At 36.2% G+C, this 3,421-nt stretch carries 4 protein-coding genes; all 4 read left to right on the forward strand.

Annotated features, from left to right (window positions below; all coding sequences use genetic code 11):
- The coding region (locus tag AC06OU_RS04290) for a YesL family protein (protein WP_475854203.1) at positions 1 to 549 on the forward strand (549 nt) is incomplete at its 5' end.
- Between the two features lie 205 nt (positions 550 to 754).
- A complete protein-coding gene (locus AC06OU_RS04295; protein WP_475854208.1) occupies positions 755 to 1,651 on the forward strand; it encodes an ABC transporter permease in 897 nt (298 codons plus the stop codon).
- Positions 1,652 to 1,715: 64 nt separating this feature from the next.
- Positions 1,716 to 2,588 (forward strand): carbohydrate ABC transporter permease, encoded by an 873-nt coding sequence (locus tag AC06OU_RS04300; RefSeq protein ID WP_475854205.1) that lies wholly within the window; start codon positions 1,716 to 1,718, stop codon positions 2,586 to 2,588.
- A 65-nt stretch (positions 2,589 to 2,653) separates the two neighbouring features.
- A partial coding sequence (locus AC06OU_RS04305; protein WP_475854207.1) for an extracellular solute-binding protein occupies positions 2,654 to 3,421 on the forward strand: 768 nt, incomplete at its 3' end.

A 3,421-nucleotide genomic window follows, 5' to 3' on the forward strand; every position in this document is an offset into this window, starting at 1 on the left:
ATCTTAGGTCTAGGCGTTGTAGGTTTTTTCCCAGCTACAGTTGCTATGCTATCGGTTATACGCAAATGGAGCTATGGTGAAGAGGATATAAAAACCTTTCGTTACTTCAAGGATATATATAGAAAAGAATTGTTGAAAGCTAATATCTATGGTTATATTTGGTTTATTATAGGCGTCATTCTTTTTGTAGATTTGCAGTTTTTTCGTAGCCTTCCAAATATACCAGCCTTAATAGCATCATTTTTCTTCTTTATATTAGGTATAATTTATTTGATCGCTTTATTGTATGCTTTTCCACTTTATGTCGGTTATCAGATGAAGCTTTCCCAGTACTTCAAGGATTGTATTTATATCGTTTTGGCCCATCCTTTGTTTGCGGTGTTCATGGTTTTAGGTTTTTATTTCCCCTATTATTTAGTCATGAAAATTCCTGGACTCATACCTTTTTATAGTGGGAGCTTAATAGGTGTTACTTTAATATTTCTATCCAATAAACTGTTTAAAATTATTGAGTCAAAACAGCAAGAGCCCATTGAATATAAGAAATAAATAATTTTAGAAAAATATTGAATAAATGTAAAATTTAAACTAAAATTGGAAATATAAATACAGGTATTATACAGGTAAATAAATTGGTAAATAGCTTTACGGAAAGGGGAAATAAGTTATTGTTACTCAAAATAAAGACGCTGAGACAGTTGTTCCGACAGTAGCTCACGTCAAGGAAAAACCAAAGCCCCCAAATAAAAATTCTATTAAGCAAAAACTGTGGCGGGATCGGTATCTATTGCTACTTCTTTTGCCAGGTGCCCTTTACTTTTTAATCTATCGATATATTCCGATGATTGGATTATTGTTAGCATTTAAAGACTATAGTCCATTCCAAGGATTTCTAAAGAGTCCTTGGGTTGGATTAAAACATTTTCAATCCATTTTTGAAGACTCAGAGGTTATACAAGTAATTTGGAATACACTTCAGATTTCCATGTTACAAATTGTTTTTGCATTTCCTATTTCTATTATTTTAGCACTTATGTTGAATGAGTTAAGAAACCAAATGTATAAAAGATTTCTGCAGTCTGTTGTATATATGCCTCACTTTCTTTCTTGGGTTGTGGTAGTTGGAATTACTGTTATCTTTCTACGAAGTGAAGGTTTAATAAATAACTTTCTTGGATCTTTTCTAGATATGAACCCTATCCCTTTTCTAACAGATCCAGCGCTGTTTAAACCAATTGTTGTATTGCAGGTCATATGGAAGGAGTCTGGATGGGGTACCATATTGTTTCTAGCTGCCTTATCCGGCATCAGCCCTCATTTATATGAGGCAGCTGTCATGGATGGTGCGAGTCGCATGAGACAAATTTGGCATATAACATTGCCTGCATTAAAAAGTACGATTGTCATTTTATTAATCCTTCGTTTAGGAAACGTGATGGACAGTGGCTTTGAACAAATCTTTCTAATGCTAAATCCTTTTAATATGGAATCAGGTAATGTTCTCGATACGTATGTTTATTTTAAGGGAATACAGCAGGCGAATTTTAGTTTTGCAACCGCTGTTGGTCTATTTAAAGGAATAATTGGCTTGATTTTAGTTGTTCTTGCTAATAGGCTTGCTAAACGATTTGGTGAGGAAGGTCTATATTGACCATTTGAAAGATTCAAGGTGATTTCTCTTTATGGGAGACTTTCATCTGGAAGGGGGTATGTTCATGTTTAGGTCTTCAGGGGAAAAAGTTATGGATTTTTTCAATGGTACAGTTCTCTTATTAATCGCAGCAGCCATGCTTTTTCCTTTTCTATATATTTTCTCGGTTTCGTTTTCTAGTGTTAGTGATGTATTAAATAGTGATTTCTTATTATGGCCAAAGGAATGGGTGACAGATGCCTATACGTATATATTAGGCTCTGATCAATTTATTCGTTCGTTGTTCGTAACGGTCTATATTACTGTCGTTGGAACATTAGTAAACCTATTTTTTACTACGACGATGGCTTACTCGCTAACTAGAAATATTTTGGGGCAACGAACAATTCTTTTTCTAGTATTGTTTACGATGCTATTTTCAGCAGGGATGATCCCTACCTATATTGTTGTAAAGGAAACGGGATTATTAAATTCCTTATGGGCTCTTATAATTCCTGTGGCGATTAGTCCATTTAATCTGATCATTATTACACAGTTTTTTAAAGGTATTCCGGAGGAACTAACAGAGGCGGCGTTAATAGATGGTGCAAACGATATCCAAATATTCACTCGCATTATTTTGCCTTTATCAAAGCCAGCCTTAGCAGCATTCGGTCTATTCTACGCGGTAGGTCATTGGAACAGTTATTTCTCAGGGGTTCTATATTTAAATGATCCCGCAAAATGGCCGATTCAAGTAATTTTAAGGCAAATTGTAATAGTCAATGAGCCTAATGCGGCACTCGGGGGGCATGCAGCAATGCTGGAAAATCTTCCCCCTCCCGAAACAGTTCAGATGGCTGCTATATTGTTAGCTACTTTACCGATTTTAATCGTCTATCCATTCTTACAAAAACACTTTGCTAAAGGAGTGATGCTTGGATCTGTTAAGGGGTGACTTTCTATCGCAATGGACATCGAGAATTTATTTACACCAGACAAAATAGTAATGGAGGGGTTAATGTGAGAAGTAAGCAGTGGTTTTATGGTTTTCTAATTCTTATTATTGGTCTAATTTTAGTAGCTTGTACCGATGAAAATGCCCAAACTGAACCAGCGAAAGAGCCGGAAAAAGAGACAAATAGTGTAGAACCAAACAAAGAGGAACCTGCAGTAGATCCATTTGATCATACAGAAAAGTACACGATTACGGGAATGACATTTCGTTTCGGTGATCCACCACCACTGAAAAGCCCGGGTCTTGATATGATAAATGAACGTTTTAACGTGGACTATAAGCCGGAAATTATTCCACAGGGGGACTATATTGAAAAGTCGTCTGCTATAGTTGCTTCTGGATCTATGCCAGACCTAATCGGATTTCCAGGAACAGACACTCGTTTTTATCAATGGGCAGAGCAGGGAGCATTCCTGCCTTTAGATGATTATCTAAAGCATTATGACACACTAGGAAAAATCCCAGAATACGTTTACAACTCTTTTAAAGTGAACGGGAAGATCTATGGTATTCCACGTTACTCTCAACCGTACCCTGTAACACCAGTTATTCGTAAGGATTGGTTAGATAAGCTTGGTTTAGAAGTTCCTACTTCTTATGAAGAACTGGAGAAGGTAGCGATAGCTTTTACGAAGGAAGATCCAGATGGTAATGGAAAAGATGATACTTACGGCGTTGCAATTGGTGAAAATATTAACCCGAATTTTAATATGGGAACTTACTGGGACTTTAACGCTTGGTATCACCAAGATAAAGAAGGAAACTACATCCCA

This window comes from Psychrobacillus sp. (assembly GCF_056205495.1).